At 65.5% G+C, this 15624-nt stretch carries 17 protein-coding genes; 10 read left to right on the top strand and 7 right to left on the bottom strand.

Translation table 11 applies throughout. The features are described 5' to 3' along the window. Positions 1-11: 11 nt before the first annotated feature. Positions 12-683, top strand: a complete 672-nt coding sequence (locus tag AB4Y73_RS17660; protein ID WP_441873497.1) for a DNA alkylation repair protein — start codon at positions 12-14, stop codon at positions 681-683. A gap of 79 nt (positions 684-762) precedes the next feature. Here AB4Y73_RS17660 and AB4Y73_RS17655 read toward each other — a convergent pair whose 3' ends face one another. Continuing rightward, entirely contained in the window at positions 763-1944 is a 1182-nt protein-coding gene (locus AB4Y73_RS17655) for an ABC transporter substrate-binding protein (RefSeq protein WP_441873448.1), read from the bottom strand. 269 nt (positions 1945-2213) lie between these two features. On the opposite strand from AB4Y73_RS17655, the gene AB4Y73_RS17650 reads away from it, so the two are divergent. From AB4Y73_RS17650 to AB4Y73_RS17635, 4 genes are all read left to right on the top strand, one after another. Beyond that, positions 2214-3503, top strand: coding sequence for a phosphoribosyltransferase family protein (locus AB4Y73_RS17650; protein ID WP_441873446.1), 1290 nt, complete (start codon positions 2214-2216; stop codon positions 3501-3503). A 24-nt stretch (positions 3504-3527) separates the two neighbouring features. After that, positions 3528-4346, top strand: coding sequence for an HAD family hydrolase (locus AB4Y73_RS17645; protein WP_441873444.1), 819 nt, complete (start codon positions 3528-3530; stop codon positions 4344-4346). Between the two features lie 102 nt (positions 4347-4448). Continuing rightward, positions 4449-4697 (top strand): hypothetical protein, encoded by a 249-nt coding sequence (locus AB4Y73_RS17640; protein ID WP_441873442.1) that lies wholly within the window; start codon positions 4449-4451, stop codon positions 4695-4697. A 26-nt stretch (positions 4698-4723) separates the two neighbouring features. Next, positions 4724-5530, top strand: a complete 807-nt coding sequence (locus tag AB4Y73_RS17635) for a glycerophosphodiester phosphodiesterase (RefSeq protein ID WP_441873440.1) — start codon at positions 4724-4726, stop codon at positions 5528-5530. 29 nt (positions 5531-5559) lie between these two features. On the opposite strand, the gene AB4Y73_RS17630 is transcribed toward AB4Y73_RS17635, so the two are convergent. Beyond that, on the bottom strand, positions 5560-5814 hold the full coding sequence (locus AB4Y73_RS17630) for a hypothetical protein (protein WP_441873438.1): 255 nt from the start codon (positions 5812-5814) through the stop codon (positions 5560-5562). Between the two features lie 141 nt (positions 5815-5955). Between AB4Y73_RS17630 and AB4Y73_RS17625 the strand changes: the two genes are divergently transcribed. After that, the gene (locus AB4Y73_RS17625) at positions 5956-6159 is read left to right on the top strand and encodes a DUF6480 family protein (protein ID WP_441873436.1); all 204 of its coding nucleotides are present in this window, start codon (positions 5956-5958) and stop codon (positions 6157-6159) included. Positions 6160-6211: 52 nt separating this feature from the next. Here the strand turns inward: AB4Y73_RS17625 and AB4Y73_RS17620 are convergent, their stop codons facing one another. The 3 genes from AB4Y73_RS17620 to AB4Y73_RS17610 form a co-directional block, all read right to left on the bottom strand. Continuing rightward, positions 6212-7270 (bottom strand): EAL domain-containing protein, encoded by a 1059-nt coding sequence (locus tag AB4Y73_RS17620; RefSeq protein ID WP_441873434.1) that lies wholly within the window; start codon positions 7268-7270, stop codon positions 6212-6214. A gap of 175 nt (positions 7271-7445) precedes the next feature. Next, positions 7446-8978: a putative bifunctional diguanylate cyclase/phosphodiesterase gene (locus AB4Y73_RS17615; protein WP_441873432.1), complete on the bottom strand. Its 1533-nt coding sequence runs from the start codon at positions 8976-8978 to the stop codon at positions 7446-7448. A gap of 36 nt (positions 8979-9014) precedes the next feature. Then, complete coding sequence (locus tag AB4Y73_RS17610; protein WP_441873430.1) at positions 9015-10640, bottom strand: ATP-binding protein; 1626 nt, start codon at positions 10638-10640, stop codon at positions 9015-9017. A gap of 133 nt (positions 10641-10773) precedes the next feature. On the opposite strand from AB4Y73_RS17610, the gene AB4Y73_RS17605 reads away from it, so the two are divergent. Genes AB4Y73_RS17605 through AB4Y73_RS17595 form a run of 3 tightly spaced genes read left to right on the top strand, consistent with a single transcriptional unit; the run spans position 10774 to position 13222 of the window. Next, the gene (locus tag AB4Y73_RS17605) at positions 10774-11160 is read left to right on the top strand and encodes a DUF7793 family protein (RefSeq protein ID WP_441873428.1); all 387 of its coding nucleotides are present in this window, start codon (positions 10774-10776) and stop codon (positions 11158-11160) included. Positions 11161-11216: 56 nt separating this feature from the next. Then, on the top strand, positions 11217-12050 hold the full coding sequence (locus tag AB4Y73_RS17600; protein ID WP_441873426.1) for a class I SAM-dependent methyltransferase: 834 nt from the start codon (positions 11217-11219) through the stop codon (positions 12048-12050). Between the two features lie 47 nt (positions 12051-12097). Continuing rightward, positions 12098-13222 (top strand): glycerate kinase, encoded by a 1125-nt coding sequence (locus AB4Y73_RS17595; RefSeq protein ID WP_441873495.1) that lies wholly within the window; start codon positions 12098-12100, stop codon positions 13220-13222. 26 nt (positions 13223-13248) lie between these two features. Here the strand turns inward: AB4Y73_RS17595 and AB4Y73_RS17590 are convergent, their stop codons facing one another. Together AB4Y73_RS17590 and AB4Y73_RS17585 are read right to left on the bottom strand one after the other, a co-directional pair. Continuing rightward, positions 13249-13911, bottom strand: coding sequence for a DUF6766 family protein (locus tag AB4Y73_RS17590; RefSeq protein WP_441873424.1), 663 nt, complete (start codon positions 13909-13911; stop codon positions 13249-13251). A 92-nt stretch (positions 13912-14003) separates the two neighbouring features. Beyond that, positions 14004-14498 carry a DUF6328 family protein gene (locus tag AB4Y73_RS17585; RefSeq protein WP_441873422.1) on the bottom strand — a complete coding sequence of 165 codons (495 nt, stop codon included), beginning with the start codon at positions 14496-14498 and terminating at the stop codon, positions 14004-14006. A 197-nt stretch (positions 14499-14695) separates the two neighbouring features. Between AB4Y73_RS17585 and AB4Y73_RS17580 the strand changes: the two genes are divergently transcribed. Then, positions 14696-15595, top strand: a complete 900-nt coding sequence (locus AB4Y73_RS17580) for an SDR family oxidoreductase (RefSeq protein WP_441873420.1) — start codon at positions 14696-14698, stop codon at positions 15593-15595. Positions 15596-15624: the final 29 nt, after the last annotated feature.

Below are 15624 nucleotides of genomic sequence, written 5' to 3'. Positions count from 1 at the left end.
TGGCCCAGACGATGGCGACAGCCGGGACGACGCTCAATGAGGTGATGGCCGAGCTGGCCGCGCTCGAGGACCCGCGAGCCCGTGAAGTGAACATCCGGCACGGTGACGACCACGGGGTGAACCTCACCAAGCTCCGCGCCGTCGCCAAGCGGCTCAAGACGCAGCAGGAGCTTGCAGTTGAGCTTTGGAAAACCGGTGACACGGCGGCCCGGCTTTTGGCGCTCCTCATCTGCCGTCCGAAGTCGTTCGATCAGGCGGAGCTGGACGCCATGATCCGCCAGGCGGGCACGCCCAAGGTGCAGGACTGGCTGGTGAACTATGTGGTGAAAAAGAGTCCGCACATCGAGGCGCTTCGCCAGCTATGGTTCGCTGATCCGGACCCGATGGTGGCGAGTGCCGGCTGGGCTTTGACCACAGACCGCGTGGCGAAAAAACCGGAGGGACTCGACCTGCCGGGACTGCTCGACGTCATTGAGGCGGACATGCAGTCCGCGCCGGACCGCCTGCAGTGGGCAATGAACCACTGCCTGGCCCAGATCGGCATTGAACATCCCGAGCACCGTGCCCGCGCCCTGGACATCGGGGAGCGCCTGGAGGTGCTCAAGGATTACCCCACGCCGCCGAACTGTACCTCGCCGTTCGCGCCCATCTGGATCACCGAGATGGTGAAGCGGCGGCAGTAATAACGCGGATCGAGTGGCGAGATATCGATGCTAAGCGCGGGTATTAGCGTTGAGATTTCGCCACTCGACGGTGGGGAGACTACTCCTTGCCCAGCCCCGCAGCCGAGGTCTTCTCACCGCTGACTTCGTTCAAGGCGGTGAGGTAGAAGATGCCGTTGATATCCGCCTGCTTGGTGGTTCCCGCAGTCACGCCGTCGGCCAGGAGCTTTTGGTAGGTTCCGGCCAGCGGGTCAACGGTGAACACGATGTTCTTCAGGGACCGGTCAATCACGTCCGCTTTGAGCTCCGCGCCGGCCGCTTCCTTCAGGGCCATGTTGATGACGGTGGCCTTCTCGCCGGCGGCCGCGCCGTTCAGCCACTCCACTGATTTAACGTGGCCGCGCAGGAGGGCCTTCACGGTGTCCGGGTGTTCGGCGGCGAACTTCTTGTTCACGATCAGGATGGTGGTGGGAAACTCGCCCGGCTTGCCGGAGAGTGAGCCGTCCCAGAGGTCTTTCTCATCCACCAGGACTTTCGCTCCGGCGGTCAGCACCAGGCGGGACGCCCACGGCTCAGGCAGCCACGCGCCGTCGAGCTTTCCGTCCTGGAACAACTTCAGGGTTTGCGCGTTTTCGGTGGGGTTGATGGCCACGTCGCCGCTGCCGTCCACGTTGGTTTTGTAGCCCTGCGAGGACAGCCAGGCACGCAGTGCCACGTCCTGGGTGCCGCCAAGCTGCGGCGAAGCCAGGGTCTTACCCTTGAGATCGGACGCAGAGGTGATTTCCGGTTTGACCACCAGCTGCGCGCCACCCGCTGCGGCGCCGGCAATGATGTTGACCGATTCCCCGCCGCTCTTGACGAACGAGTTGATCGCCGGGTTCGGGCCAATATAGGTGGCGTCGACGGCGCCGGCGTTCAGGGCCTCGATCGCGGCGGGCCCGGCGTTAAACACCTGCGTGCTGAGCTTCGTGTCGCCCAGTTCCTTGGCGATGTAACCCTGGCTGACACCCACCAAAGCAGGGGCGTGAGTGACGTTGCCGAAGTAGCCGAGCTTGAGCTCAGCCGCGGCATTGCCCGGAGCAGCAACGGAAGCGGCCGGGACGGCGGCATTGTTGCCGGAGACCGCCGAGGCCACCGCCACGCCCCCGCCGACCAGGACCAGGATGCCGGCGGCAATGCCGATCTTCAGGCCCAGCGGCCGTTTCGGGATGGCTGACTGTCCTGCAACGATCCGGGTGGATCCTTGCTGGTTCTGTGGACTCTTGTCCGAGGGTGTGCTCACGGGATTTCCTTTGCTGGCGGAGGTGTTGAGAAGAGAGTACGGAGGGGCCCGCGGTGCCACAACGGTTCCGGACACGGACGTTCACCGGGCGTAGCGAAGGCTCAACACGGCGTCGCACAGCGTCAAACGGCGTCGCAGGGCGTCTCTCTTCCGGGGGACTTTCTACCCTTGTTGCACCACCAGGCAGGGTGTCCGATGGGAGCATGACGGCCGGAAGCACCCAATCTGCGCGCCCGGAACCGCGATGATGACCACTTCATCCTGCGGCGATGAATAAGTTCCGGGACAGGGCCGACGCCGGCCGGCGGCTGGGAGAGCAACTGCACCGGTTTCGGGGCGACGACGTCATCATTCTGGGGCTGCCCCGCGGCGGTGTTCCGGTGGCGGCTGAGGTTGCCAAAGCACTCAGCGCGCCGCTGGACGTCATCGTGGTCCGAAAACTCGGCGTCCCGTTCCGCCCGGAGGTGGCAATGGGAGCCATTGGCGAAGGCAATGCCCGCGGACTGGACAAGGGAGTCATCTCACTCGCAGGGATAACCGAAGACGATCTGCGGACCGTGGAACGGGAGGCACGGGCACTCCTGAAAGCCAGGGTGGAACGGTACCGCAGGGGACGGCCACGTCCGGACCTGACGGGGATGACCGCCATCATTGTCGATGACGGCATGGCCACCGGATCAACAGCCCGGGTTGCCTGCCAGGTTGCACGGCAACTCGGCGCGGCCAGGATAATTCTGGCCGTCCCGGTGGCCCCGGCGCACCTGCTGGACACCATGACTGAACCGGATCAGGTGGTCTCCCTCATTTCCGCCCATGACTTCCAGGCAGTCGGGCAGTATTACCGTGACTTCTCACCCACCGGGGATGAGGAGGTGGTGGAACTGCTGGATGCGTCCGTTGACCGCGGGGTGCAGATCCCGGCCGACGGACTGACCCTGCAGGGAGACCTGCACGTGCCCGGGCACTGCGAAGCGGTGGTCGTTTTCGCCCATGGAAGTGGCAGCAGCCGGCACAGCCCCCGCAACAGGTACGTTGCCTCCGTTCTCCAAGGCGCAGGCCTGGGCACCCTCCTGCTGGACCTGCTGACCCCGGACGAGGAAGCAGACCGCAGGAACGTGTTCGACATCCCGCTGCTGGCCCAGCGGCTCACCGCGGCAACCCAGTGGCTGGCTAGCCAATACGGCCCCGCATGCCGCGTTGGCTACTTCGGGGCAAGCACCGGTGCCGCCGCCGCGATCCGGGCCGCGGCCGACGCCGGCAGCCAGGTAGGCGCGATCGTGTCCAGGGGCGGCCGGCCTGACTTGGCCGGCGCGGGGCTTGCCGCCGTCCGCGCCCCTACCCTCCTGATCGTGGGCGGGGCCGACACCCAGGTCCTTGCCCTGAACCGCGCGGCGATGAAGGACATGCGGGCGCTGACCCGGCTGGAGATCATTCCGGGAGCCACCCACCTCTTCGAAGAACCCGGAACGCTCGCGCAGGCGGCGAAGCTGGCTGCCGGGTGGTTCACCCGCTACTTGCTGCCAGCCCCCAATGGCGACCCCTTGACGGAGGGCCCCTGAACGACATCCACGTAGACTGGGAAGATGCGGCTGGTAGCAAGTGATATTGACGGAACCATTCTTGGGCACGACGGAAAAATCAGTGACCGCACCGTCCGCGCCTTCCATGCCTGCCGGGAGGCCGGCGTCGAACTGGTTTTTGTCACCGGTCGGCCGCCGCGCTGGCTGCACCCGCTGCAGGATCAGCTGGGCCACACCGGCACGGTGATCTGCTCCAACGGCGCCGTCGTGTGGGACCTCGAGGCTGACCGGCTGGTCTCCGCCCGGACGCTCAGCCTTGATGCCGTCCGGGAAACACGCCGGATCATCAAGGCACTGCGGCCCGCCTCGCTGTTCGCCGCGGAAACCCTCACCGGGTTCCACCTGGAGCCGGGCTTTATCGAGAACGGCTCCAGCGAGCTGCTGGCCGAATTCACCCCGGCTCCGCTGGCGGAAACGCTCACCGCGGACGACGCCGTCGTGAAGTTCCTGGCGATCGTCAGGGACGGCACTCCGGATGACTTCCTCGCGGAGGTCCGCCCCGCCGTCGCGCACCTGGCCTCCGCCACCCACTCTGCGCCCAGCGTCGCCATGCTGGAACTGGCCGTTCCCGGGATCAACAAGGCAGTCACCCTGGCCGAATACGCCAGGTCGCTCTCGATCGATGCCGCGGACGTCGTGGCCTTTGGCGACATGCCCAACGACGTCGAGATGCTGCGCTGGGCAGGCAACGGATACGGAATGGCCAGCGGCCACCCGGACGCCATCCGCGCAGCAGGGCAGCAGGCACCCCACTTCGACGACGACGGCGTGGCCCAGATTCTCGAGGCCAGGCTCGCGGGGCTTGGGCTGGACCTGCACTAACCGAAACCCCGCGTGAGTGCACAGCTTCCGCTCACCTGACGTTCACTTTCGCCCCCTAGAGTGAGCTGTGGATATACACCATCCACAGCTTGAGGGGAAGTCATGGCAAGGAACGGCAACCAACGGGCGGCCGAGGGGCCGCTGCGCCCGGCAGAGCCGGCTGCGCACTGGAAATCGCTGAAAGAGGGCGACCGTGTGCGCGTCCTGATCACTCCCGGTTACGAAACCGGCGGTTTCGTGGACGCCATCACCTCGGACTACACCGCTGTGTGGGTGAATCTCGACGACGGACGGGGGCGTACGATGCTGCACTGCAGCGACGCCGTGGAGATCGTGCTGCAGGAGGCATAACGGGCAGGTTCGGGTACGCTCGCAGCGTGACCGAACGGTACTTTGACTCCTCCGGTGATGCTTCGCGCCCGCCGCCCCCCATCGCCCTGGCCCACCGCGGATTTTCCCGGGAGGGGCTCGAAAACACGATGGCCGCCTTCCGGGCCGCCGTCGAACTCGGGTGCCGTTACGTCGAGACCGATGTCCACACCACGTCCGATGGCGTGCTGCTGCTTTTTCACGACGAAACCCTGGACCGGGTCACGGACGGCCGTGGCCGGATCTCCGAACTGACCGCCGCGGACGTGGCAGCCGCCAGGATCGGCGGGTCCGAACCGGTGCCGCTGTTCGACGAACTCCTCACGGCGTTCCCCGACGTACGGGTGAACCTGGACGTCAAGGACTGGGGTTCCGTGCGCACCCTGGCCGCCGGCATCGAACGTCACGGCGCGCATGACCGTGTGCTGGTGGCCAGCTTTTCAGACCGCCGACGCCGGGCGGTGCTGAAGCTGCTCAGCCGGCCGGTTGCATCTTCGGCCGGGGTGGTGACGAACGGGCTGTTTGTCCTTCTCGGTCCGGTTCTTCCGATCCCTGTGCTGCGCTTCGTGCTCCGGGGCCCGTTCCGCGACGTTCAGGCGTTGCAAGTACCGGTGCGGCAGGGGGCGATTCGTGTGGTCACACGCGGATTCATCCGCCGCGCGCATGCCCTCGGCCTCGCGGTCCACGTCTGGACCATCAATGATCCCGACGAGATGCGCCGCCTGCTGGACCTTGGCGTCGACGGGCTCGTGACGGACCGGGCAGACCTGCTCAAGCAAGTGCTCCTGGAACGGGGCGAGTGGCCGGGCAGCTGAGTTGTGCATTGCCGGGCATCGGGCTGAAGTCAGCTGTTGCCGTCTTCCGGCTGAGCCGGGTTGGCGGACACCGGGCCGGTGGCGGAGCCAGGCTTCAAGCCGGGCGCCTTCTCCTTCTCGGCTTCCATGGCATTGGAACCCTCGCTAATGGATGAGTGCACCTCGACGTCGCTGTTGGGATCGGTCGGCTCCGGAACGTTTGCACCGTCAGTCGGTTTGGACGTGCCAGCCAGGTCCTCCATGGCGTTTTCCGCTGCCTTGCTGATGCTGTCTCCGATGTCCATCTGACCGCTCCTTCTTGAGTTGGGGATCCGGCGTCGCTCCCGGGTCCCGCCGAACCTATCTTCCAGAATTATCAGCATGCTTACAATTAGTCCAGAGCTGGGGAGCAGCCGCAGCCGACCCGAGGAAAGGAACCCGGCATCATGAGCAGCAACTATCCGGAAGAAGATTCGTCCGAGTCAGCGAAGAAAACCAAGGACTCCGAGGGTAAAGACTCCGCCGGTTCGGCAAACCCGGACCCCGCGGAGGGCAACGTCACCGGCCTGGAGCCGGGCGGGGGAGTGCCGCCCGGGGAAACCCCGCCCATGGAGGACCAGATGAGCGGGGACCAGGGCCACGACGAATAGCAGGGTCCGTCCGCCGGCGGCGCGGCCGGTTAGTGCCAGGCCACGCCGCCGGCTAGTGCCGGTCAGGGCCGCCGGGCCCCGGGAAGTGGCTCGATTCGGAGGCGAGGAGTCGGAGTTCGTCAGTGTCGAGGGGAGCATTCCAGGCTGCCCACTCCGTCGGCCGCACAGAGGGCCTGCCCAACAGGTAGCCTTGCCCGGCAGTGAAGCCCAACTCGGTCAGGACTGTCAGTTCCTCGGCAGTTTCGACGCCTTCCGCCACCACCACGCTTCCGATCCGGGTGGCAAACTCCACCATGCAGGCGGCAACGGCATGCTGCGTCGGGTCCTGGTCCACGCCGCTGATGACGCTCCTTCCCAGCTTGATGAAGTCGGGGCGCAAATGGAGCATCCGGCTGAGCGTGCCGGCGCTGGAGTGCGAGTCATCGATGGCAATTCGCAGCCCGCGTTCCCGCAACGGAGTAATTGCGGAGATGAAATGCGAGTATTGATCGTCGGGAATTCCGTCCGTCAATTCGAGGACAATTCGCTCTATGGGCAACTCAATGTGGTCAAACAATTCCGGCAGGCGCGGGTCGAGGCACGATGCGGGCGAGATGTTCATCGCCACATAAAGGTGCTCTGGAAGATTCGCGGCCGCCAGCGCTGCAGAACCGAGGGCTGAGAATTCCAGGTTGGCGCCCAAACCAACCGAAGCAGCTTCGGCAAACCAGAGCTCCGCACCGGCGCCGTCGTCACTCACAAAGCGGGAGAGCGCCTCAACACCCACCACGCTCTTGGAGTCCAGCCCGTAAATAGGCTGGAAAGCGGTCATCAGCATCTGCTGTTCCAGCAGGGCGCTGATTCTGGAGAGACTCCGCAGCGAATCCAGCCGCTCGGCGAGATGCGGCGGCACGGCGTTCAGGGGTTGAGGTGCGCGGGCCGTGTCCGGCGTGCCCGCCTGCGCGGCATCCAGCTGCCGGCGCTCCAGCAGATATTCCAGCAGGGCCCGTTCCGGTACGCCGGGGTTTTCGCCCAGACGATCGCTGAGGTGCTGCCGGATGGCCGCCCCCGCAGGATCGGGATCCGCCAATACCGCAGCGATAACTCCCCATGCTTGCACGCGAACTGTCATTAGCGACGCCCCCAGTTGACGAAGTAATGGCTCCGTGGCCGTTCTATTTTCAAATTTCCTGGCGCTTTCCGAAATTCGATGCTTCTGATTTGGCCGATCTCCTGAGACCTCAAAGAATCGGATACCGCAACTAGATCGTATATCGGGACTGGCAAAAAGCGCAGCCCCTCAACGGCTAAGCACTATTACTTCGCGCAGGACTTCCGGCCAGCAGGCCGGGGACCTGTTCGGGTGGAACGGGTTTGCTGAAATAGTACCCCTGTGCGCTAAGGCAGCCCAGCTTCCGCAGGTGTTCAGCCTGCTCTGCGGTTTCCACACCTTCCCAGACAGCTTCCAGACCGCAGGCCCGCACCAACTGCAGGACGGCAGCCACCAGCGCAGGTTGGCTGGGATCAGTACCCAGCCCCTCGATCAGCGACCGGTCCACCTTGACGCGGTCCACCGGGAGGCGGCGCAGGTAGCTGATGGAGGAGTAGCCGGTCCCGAAGTCGTCGATCTCAATTCCGACCCCAAGCCCCCGCAGGCCGCCCAGGGAGTACCGGTCCAGTTCGTTGCCCCTGACGATCGCTACTTCCGTCAGCTCAAGGACAACCTGCTCCGGCCGTACGCCTGTTTCCTTGAGCACCCCGCGGACATCTTCAATGAACTGGAGGCTTTGCAGGTCGGTGGCGGAAATGTTGATCCGCACGGAGAAGGAACTGTCCACCAGCGCGTCGTCAACCCAGCGGCGGAGCTGGTGCACCGCCGTCGTGAGCACCCAGAGTCCAAGCTCGGAGATCAGCCCGGCATCTTCGGCGAGCGGGATGAACTCGTCCGGCATGATGAGCCCCCGGGTGGGGTGCTGCCAACGGACAAGGGCCTCCATGCCTTCAATCCTGCCCGTGTCCAGCTCAACCACGGGCTGGTAATGGAGCACCAGCCCTTCGCCCTTGACCGCGGTCCGGAGGTCATCGAGGAGTTGGCTGCGGAGCCTGCGGACAAGAAGAAGGCCGGGCTCGAACACATGGAGGCGGTTCTGGCCCTCGGCCTTCGAGGCGTACATGGCGACGTCGGCCTCCATAAGCAGGTCGTCCGGCGACCGGCCCGGTTCCCCGACGCTGAGCCCAAGGCTCGCCCCGCAGCGGATGGTCCGGTCCGGCAGTTCGATCGGTTCCTTGAGGGCAGCCAGGACGCGTTGACCCACGACGGCGGCCTGGTCGGCGCCCGTGGCAGGCATAACAATGGCGAACTCGTCCCCGCCGAGGCGGGCCACAACGTCAGTGCTGCGGACTGCGCCGCGGATACGCCTCGCAACAGTGGTGAGTACCTGGTCTCCGGCGGCGTGGCCCAGGCTGTCGTTGATGGATTTGAAGGCATCCAGGTCAAGGAGCAGGATCACCGGCTGGCTGGCGCCGTCGTGGTCCTGGGTGGACTTCAGCGCGGCAAGGAGCGCCGACCGGTTGGCCAGGCCGGTGAGGGGGTCCTGCATGGCCATCTTCTGCATTTCACGGTGCGCCTCGTGGAGGAGTTGGGTGCGGTCCTCGACGCGCTGTTCAAGTTCCTCGTAGATGATCTGCAGGTCTTCGGCCAGGAGGTTGGTGCCCATGATGATGGCGTCGAGTTCGTCGCGGGCGGGCGAGACTTCTATCCGGGACTGGAGGTCGCCGGAGGCAAGCCGGACAATGCCCTCCAGAAGTTGGGACAGCCTGGGGTCATCGTCGGCGAACAAGGGGACCTCCTCTCCGGAGTGCAGGGGGCAAGCGGTTCAGGGGTTCTGTGGCGAAAGGTTATCGAGTGGGAGCTTCACGGTGACAGTGGTGCCCTGGTCCAGCTGCGACGCCACTTCGATGCGGCCCCCGTGGCGATCCACGATGTCCTGCGTGATGGCAAGCCCCAATCCGGTGCCGGGCACTGCCCCGGCCATGGCGTTGGAAGCCCGGTAGAAGCGGGTGAAGACGTGGGCCAGCTCATCGTCGGAGATCCCCATCCCGGTGTCCGAGACCCTGACGGTCGCCCAACGGGCGCCGTCGGCATCGGTCTCGGATGAGCTGCCGACGTCGATCCGCCCGCCGCCGGGAGTGAACTTGATGGCGTTGGAAACCAGGTTGGTAAAAACCTGCTGCAGCTGGACTTCGTCCGCCATGATGTCGAGGTCATCGGCAGTGGGGGCCAGCCCGATGCTGACGTTCTGCAGCTTCGCCAGCGGGGTGAGCGCGGCGGTGACAATCTTCAGGGTCCGTCCCAGCCGGACAGGAGTCAGCTGCAGCGGACTGAGCTCGTGGCCGTTGCGGGAAACGCTCAGCATGTCCTCGATCAGCAGTCGAAGCCGTTCCGTATTGCGGACCACAATGTCTAGCATCTGGTGGACTTCCGTGGACACCGGGTCTGACGTGTTTTCCTGGATCATGTCCAGGTACGCCATGATCGAGGTCAGCGGGGTGCGGAGTTCGTGGTTGACGGTGGCCAGGAAATCGGTCTTGGCCTTGTCCAACTCCCGGAGCTGCTTGACCACCCGCTGCTGACTGGTGATCAGGTGGCTCTGGATCAGTCCGTGTGCCGCGTTGCCGGCCACGTGCTGGATGAGGCCGAGCTCCGCCCGCGACCATTCCCTGGGGGAGTCCAGCAGCGCTATCCAGATGATGCCCAGGGATGAACTGCCGTCGCCCATGGGGACGGCCACGTAGGCTGCGGCGTTGAGGGCGGCCAGTTCGGCGGGAAGCTCGGCATCATCAGTGCCGCCGTGCGCAAAAGCTCCGTTTGCGGTCAGCGGCTCTGCCCGGGACCAGAGGAGATCCGCTGCCGGGCGGGCTTCTTCCGCCGCCGCGAACAAGGACTCAGGCAGGGGCGGCAGCCCGGGCCGGTGCCATTGGGCGGTGATCAGCGGCACCCTTTCGTCCTCGAACGTGGCCAGGCAGACCCGGTCTGCGCCGAAAGTCTCCCCGAAACCCGTCACCACAAAGTCAGCGATCTGCTGGGGGTCGTTGGTTCCGCGAAGTGCCGCCGACACCTGCCGCAGCCGTTCGCGCAGCGTCTCGGCTTCACCCCGCCTCTCGGACCGGCGGGAGACCAGGTTGATGAGTGCGGTGGCCCGGTGGATCAACTCCTTGGCCGCAGGTGGTTTGGCAATGCAGTCCCGCACACCGGCATGCTCCACGGCCTTGACCTCGGACGGACTGTCCAGGTCCACGAGCGCCAGGACAGGGGCTGCGACGTCGATGTCGGACAGGGAACTGTCCAGGACCAGAACCGACGGTTTGGCATCGTCCAGAATCGCGGACAGGCCCGCGGCATCCCCGGCAGCGCGGACGGTGAAACCCGCCGACTCCAACGCTGCCGCGACGAATTGCCGGCGTCCGGAGTCCGGGTCCGCGACAACTGCCAGGTAGGGCACGGTTGCTACGTGTGGCGCGTCCGTCGGCAACCTGTCCCCCTCGCTGCTGGTAGAGCACTGTTCAGTCGTGAATGAGTACATTGTAGGGTGACGGGGCAACGCTGGCCCTTATTAGGATGCGCGGAGGGTAATCGTGACGAAACAGCCTGCAGAAGGTGTGAAGGCGGATCTGACGTTGGATGGGCAGGGTGTCATCCAACTGAAGTGGCCGCGCGCGGTGTCCATCTCCCAGGCCGACGCCGAAGCCGCGATGCGCGGCGTGAACGAACTGTGCGGCGACCTCCGCTATCCCATGCTGGTGGACATGGCCACTACGGCCCAGGTCAGCCGCGGTGCCCGCGCCGTTTTCGGCAGGCCATGCCAAGCGTCCCGGATAGCGTTGTTGGGGGCCTCACCAGTGGACAAGGTGCTGGCAAACTTCATCCTGGGCATTAACAAACTGCCCTGTCCCACCCGGTTTTTCACCTCCAGGGACGAGGCTACGGACTGGCTGCTGAAGGACCAGCAGGCGATCGCCTGAACGACATTGCGTCTCCCGCCGCCGGTGCAGGACGTTCCGGGACCTATATTTGAACGGTGTCCTCCCCTTTGAAACACGCGCGCTCCGCCTGGCGGAAGTACTTGATCCTGCCCAAACTCATCCGGCTGTCCCGCTCCGCCCCCAAGGACCGGACTGAGGCCTGGAACAGGTATTGGGCAGGCATTGGCAGCACAGGAACCAGCAGCGAAGTGCTCTGGGATTCCGGCTCTGACAACGAACTGCGCGGCTACCGGGACGTCCTGGCACGGCACTTCGATCCGGACCTCCCCGTGGTGGACGTGGGCTGCGGTCATGGCGCCTTCAGCCGCGCCCTGGCGGCATTTTCCCCGCAGGTGATCGGCGTGGACGTGGCTGACCATGCCGTGGCCCGCGCACGGTCCGAATCGGCAGGGGTAGACAACCTCAGCTTTGTGGCATGCGACATGACACGGCCGGGAGCGGGGGCCGGGCTGGCAGGGCCGACCGACGCCAACGTCTTCATCCGCGGCGTGCTGCATGTCCTGGACACCGCCGATCAGGCTGCCCTGATGGAGAACCTCCGGCAGTTGGTGGGCGGGCGCGGCCGGGTCTTCCTGGCGGAGACGAACTTTCGCGGAAACCCGGTGGAATACGTCTCACACCTGGGCGCCTCGCTTCGCAGGATCCCGGCGCCGCTGGAACTGGCAATCCGTAAGCTCCCCATGCCCGGCCACTTCGGCCCGGACGAGCTGGCCGCGGTGATGCCAACGGAACGGTGGACGCTCGTGGAGGACGGCGCAGCCACTATCGAAACCAATCCCCTGATGGATGCTGACGGGGACAGCAGGATCCCCGGCTACTTTGCTGTCCTCAAGGGCGAGACACCGGCCCAGGAGGCACTGTCCGCATAGCGGATCGGGCAAGCGCTTTCCCGCCGGAGACTGGCATGATTGAGCGCATGCGCATTCTCATCGCTCCGGACAAGTTCAAGGGTTCCCTCACCGCAGCCGAGGCCGCAGCCGCCATGGCGGAAGGTGCGCTGCGCGTCTATCCGGATGCCGTTGCCAACCAGTTTCCGATCGCCGACGGCGGCGAGGGAACCCTGGAGGCGGCTGTGTCCGCCGGCTACGAGGAGCGGCTCAACGCCGTCGTCGGGCCCATCCTCAAGCCCGTGGGTGCGGCCTGGGCCATCCGCAAAAGTGCCGACGGCGGCGCCGTCGCCGTCATCGAAACCGCGCAGGCCTCCGGCCTGGCGCAGGTGGAGCCCACAGCGGCCAACGCCCTGCGCGCGCACAGTTACGGCTGCGGGCAGCTGATCGCCGCAGCCCTCGACGCCGGCGCCACCGAAATTGTGCTGGGCCTGGGGGGATCGGCCATGACCGACGGCGGCAGCGGCGCCCTGCGTGCGCTGGGCCTCAAGCCGCTGGACCGCACCGGAAACGTGGTCCCCCTGGGCGGCGGATCGCTCGCCGATGTGGTGTCCCTGGATACCTCCGGCCTGGATCCGCGGCTGTCCGCCGTTTCATTCCGGATCGCCGTGGACGTGCAGAACCCGCTGTTCGGCCCCACCGGCGCCGCCCATGTCTTCGGCCCCCAAAAGGGAGCCGACGCGGACGCCGTGGAACTGCTCGACGCCGGCCTCCGCAACTGGGCGTCCGTGCTCCGTGAAGCGACCGGCCGGGACGTCAACCTCCCCGGTGCCGGCGCGGCCGGCGGCTTCCCGGCGTCGTTCCTTGCCTTCAGCAGTGCGCGGCTGGAAGGCGGATTTGCGCTGGTGGCCGGGCTCACCGGTCTCGCGGGCCAGCTCGACAACGCAGACCTCGTGATCACCGGCGAAGGGTCCTTGGACTCGCAATCGCTCACCGGCAAGGCCCCCATCGCGCTCGCCGATGCCGCCCGCGAACGGGGCATCCCGGTGATTGTGGTGGCGGGCCGGATCCTGGTGACGCCCGAGGACCTGGCCGGCCACGGCGTAGTAGCCGCCGCACAGTTGCTCGATGTGGCAGCCAGCCCGGACGACGCCGTCGCCAATGCGGCAAAGTACCTGGCCTGGGCAACCAGCCAGGTTTTGGAAGGCGCCTGAGGCCGGGTTCGTAGCGGCCGGTCCGCTCAGGTGCCGGTCTCGTAGTGCGGCTCGGCCACCGGCTTGGACTCCGGTGACCCCTTCTCCCTCAGGTAAACGGAGGCGCCCACCAAAACGGCCACCGCCAGGAATTCGCTTTGCCAGTTCTGGAAGGATTCGAACCAAAATCGGCTGGTGCCCAGATACTGCAGCACCGTAACAGCGGGCTGGCCATGGCTCTGTTGTTCGTCGCTGTACGCGGAGGCTCCGCCGGCGGCGTGCAGGCTGAACGAGGCCAGGAACAGCAGCAGCAGGAGGATTGACAGCGAGTGCTCGTAGAGCTTGAGCACAAAGCCGCCGCGCTTAACCGGCCACGGCGTTGAGGCCTTGATGGTGGCGTCGCGCGGGTCCTTGTCCTGCGGGGCGTCCTCACCTATGGGCTTGGATTCGGAGGAGCCCTTCTGGAACAGGAAGACGGTCAGGATCACGTACATGGCCATTTGGAGGAACTCGGATTCCCAATTCTCGAACGTGGCTTCCACAAAGTCGCCCGTTGACAGATACTCCAATATTGTGACGCCCGGCTGCCCGTGGGCCGTCTGATCCTCGCTGTAGGCTGCCGCGCCGGAGAGGACCATTCCGCCGAAAAACGCCAGGAACAATCCGGCGTTCGCGAGTAGCAGCCCATGTTCCCTGGCCCACTTGCGCATAATATCTCCTTTGTTTGAAGGTCTCTTTCCCCGCGTTCCGGCGGGGGCGGGGGATTACCGCACCTGGATCTGCCTGGGTCAACGCGCCTGTGTCAGCGTCCCCGGGCACGGCGGTTCAGCCGCAGGGGGACATAGATCAGCAGGACCAGGAGAACCGCCAGCAGGATGCCGCCGGCGGTCAGGCCCGCCGAGCGGCCGGCAGTTACGTCGAACACGAGTGCGGCCGTCCCGACGCTGAGCATCCCAACCCCGGCCAGGGCCAGTTTGGTGATGGTATCGGCGCTTGACACCAGCATCTCTTTGAGGCGCTGGCGGAACAGGCGGCGGTGGACGCTCACCGGAAGCAGGATGAAGGCGGTGGTGAGGGCGGCAATGACAACGTTGACGAGATAGAGGGTGACCTGAAATTGGTCCAGTTCCTTGAAACGCTGCTGGAAGGGAAGGGTCAGGAGGAAGCCAGCCAGAATCTGCACCCCGGTCTGCAGGACCCGGAGTTCCTGAAGCAGCTCGGCCCAGTTCCGGTCAAGCTGTTCCTCCCTTGTCTCGTTCCGGCCGGACTTGCCACTAAAATCCTCCACATCCGACATTGCTTCTCCTTGCTCCGGGGGCGTGGCCACCCAAGCCGTGTGCTCTCAAGTTAGGCCGAAGTTGCGCCGAGTTCAACAATTGCTAAGGTTACTTATTGTTCGTGTCGAACGGTGGACTTGCTCTGCCGGGCGGGATAGTTTCGAAGGGCTGGTGCAGCAGGCGCCCTTCGAAAACCGATTCAGTGAAGAGGTGGACTATGAGCGATAAGCAGAAGCAGACAGAACCGCCCGCAGACCCCAGGGGCAGCTACCATTCCGCCGGGTTCCCGAGGCAGGAGCAGGAGCAGCCGGGGCTCACGGCGCCCATGGATCCCAAGCCGGACCATGGCGAACTCAGCTACGAGGGGCATGGCGCCCTCCAAGGCAAGGCAGCGCTCATCACGGGGGGAGACTCCGGGATCGGCAAAGCCGCTGCCATTGCCTTCGCACGCGAGGGGGCCGACGTCGCAATTTCCTATCTTCCGGAGGAAGAGGAAGACGCCCAGGACACCGCCGACTGGATCCGTAAAGCCGGCCAGCGTGCCCTGTTGCTGGCCGGTGACGGACGGGAAGAGGACTTCAGCACGCGGATCGTGGAGGACACGGTGGCCGAGTTCGGCGGACTCGACGTGGTGGTGCTGAACGCCGCCTACCAGAAGAACCGGGACAGCTTGGAGAGCCTTCCCACGGAGGAATTCGACAGGGTGTTCCGGACCAACCTGTATTCGCTGCTTTGGACGGCGCGGGCCGCGGTACCTCATCTCAAGGCAGGCTCCTCGATCATTACCACGGCCTCAATCCAGGCCTTCAACCCGTCCCCGGAGTTGATCGACTACGCCATGACCAAAGCCGCCCAGGTAGCGTTCACCAAGGCGCTGGCCCAGGAGCTGGGACCCAAGGGGATCCGCGTCAACGCCGTGGCCCCCGGACCCATCTGGACCCCGCTGATTCCGGCCACCGAGTGGCCGGACAAGCTCCCCACGTTCGGCCAGGACACTCCGCTCCAGCGCGCCGGCCAGCCGGCGGAACTCGCGCCGGCCTATGTGCTGCTGGCATCGGAACAGGGGTCCTACATCTCCGGAGCGGTGCTGCCGGTCACCGGCGGCAAGGGTCTTTAGAAATATCCCGTCAGATTCATCCACATCCA

It is taken from the genome of Pseudarthrobacter sp. TAF60_1 (genome assembly GCF_052113505.1).
In the GTDB taxonomy this organism is placed as follows: domain Bacteria; phylum Actinomycetota; class Actinomycetes; order Actinomycetales; family Micrococcaceae; genus Arthrobacter.
The sequence above is the reverse complement of the archived record's forward strand: the minus strand, read 5'-3'. Positions and strand labels throughout refer to the sequence as shown.